This is a genomic window from Flectobacillus sp. (assembly GCF_049240685.1).
In the GTDB taxonomy this organism is placed as follows: domain Bacteria; phylum Bacteroidota; class Bacteroidia; order Cytophagales; family Spirosomataceae; genus Flectobacillus.
This window is the reverse complement of record NZ_JBMLSD010000157.1, coordinates 1-1,024: the sequence shown is the minus strand read 5'-3', so window position 1 is coordinate 1,024 and position 1,024 is coordinate 1. Positions and strand designations below refer to the sequence as shown.

Here is a 1,024-nt window from a genome sequence, read left to right as displayed (position 1 = left end):
GCCTACTGCCTAATTCCAACGGCTTACCACCTGGGGCAACAAACCGAATTCTCGCACTGGGCGATTGTATCTACTTGAGTCAAACCTTCAAATCCCGAGAGGGTGCGATTTTGTTTGCATCCTCTAGGATTTCCTTCTTTATTTTGTACAATTCTACAACAAATATCCAAAGCATACCGTTATCAAATTATGATGATAAACCATTGACTATAAAAAAGTGAGTCTGTAAAACCTTGTTCTACAGAATTGCACCTTTCTATTAGCTTTAGAATCATATTTTTTCTGTAAAAGGGTAAACATTTCGCTCCATAAATTTTTTAAAAGGCTTGGCATTTGTTAATTTAACGTTTTGTTAATATTACAACGGATGATAAACCTTAAATTTGTCTATTCCACTATTTACAATGCCAGAATTTAATTTTAAACAATTTCACATTCGCTCAATGAATGCCTCTTCTGCGGAGGAAAGAGCTAGTATAAACCAAGAATTAAAGGATTTATATGCCTCTTTGGCACCAGAAGACCAAAAAGAATTTAATGAACAATTACAAACCTTTTTGGTAAAAGAAATGGGTCGTTTACGTTCTGATTATGAAGCAATTAAAGGTGGAATGCAAGAGTAAAATAGCAAGGTTTTCGTTAAGGTTTAATAGTATAACCTCTGAAAATTTATGCAACGACTAAGAAGAAAATATCGTAAACGCGGTGAAATAGGTTCTCTAGTCGAGAATCTTTTTTCATTTTTGGGTAATTTTATGAATACTAAACAAACACCAGAAGAAAAACGTCGTCTTGAAAAAGTCATAAATCGTTCCTATGACGTTATCGAAAAGTCGGATTATATTAGTAGAGATTTGAGTTGGCTGAAATTCGATGAAAGGGTATTAGACCAAGCACGAGACCCAAGAAGAAATGTGTTTGACCGACTGAAATTTTTGGCGATTACGGCATCAAATCTTGACGAGTTTTTTTCGATTAGGGTTGGTTCGTTGTATAATTATATCGACTTTGGTAAAGAGCGTAG

The 1,024-nt window shown here is 34.6% G+C and carries 1 protein-coding gene and 1 pseudogene; both read left to right on the top strand.

What is annotated here, in order from left to right; all coding sequences use genetic code 11:
• Window positions 1-404 precede the first annotated feature (404 nt).
• Entirely contained in the window at window positions 405-623 is a 219-nt protein-coding gene (locus ACOVQ4_RS07265) for a hypothetical protein (RefSeq protein WP_421819987.1), read from the top strand.
• Window positions 624-671: 48 nt separating this feature from the next.
• Window positions 672-1,024, top strand: a pseudogene (locus ACOVQ4_RS07260) (polyphosphate kinase 1); the annotation flags it as partial.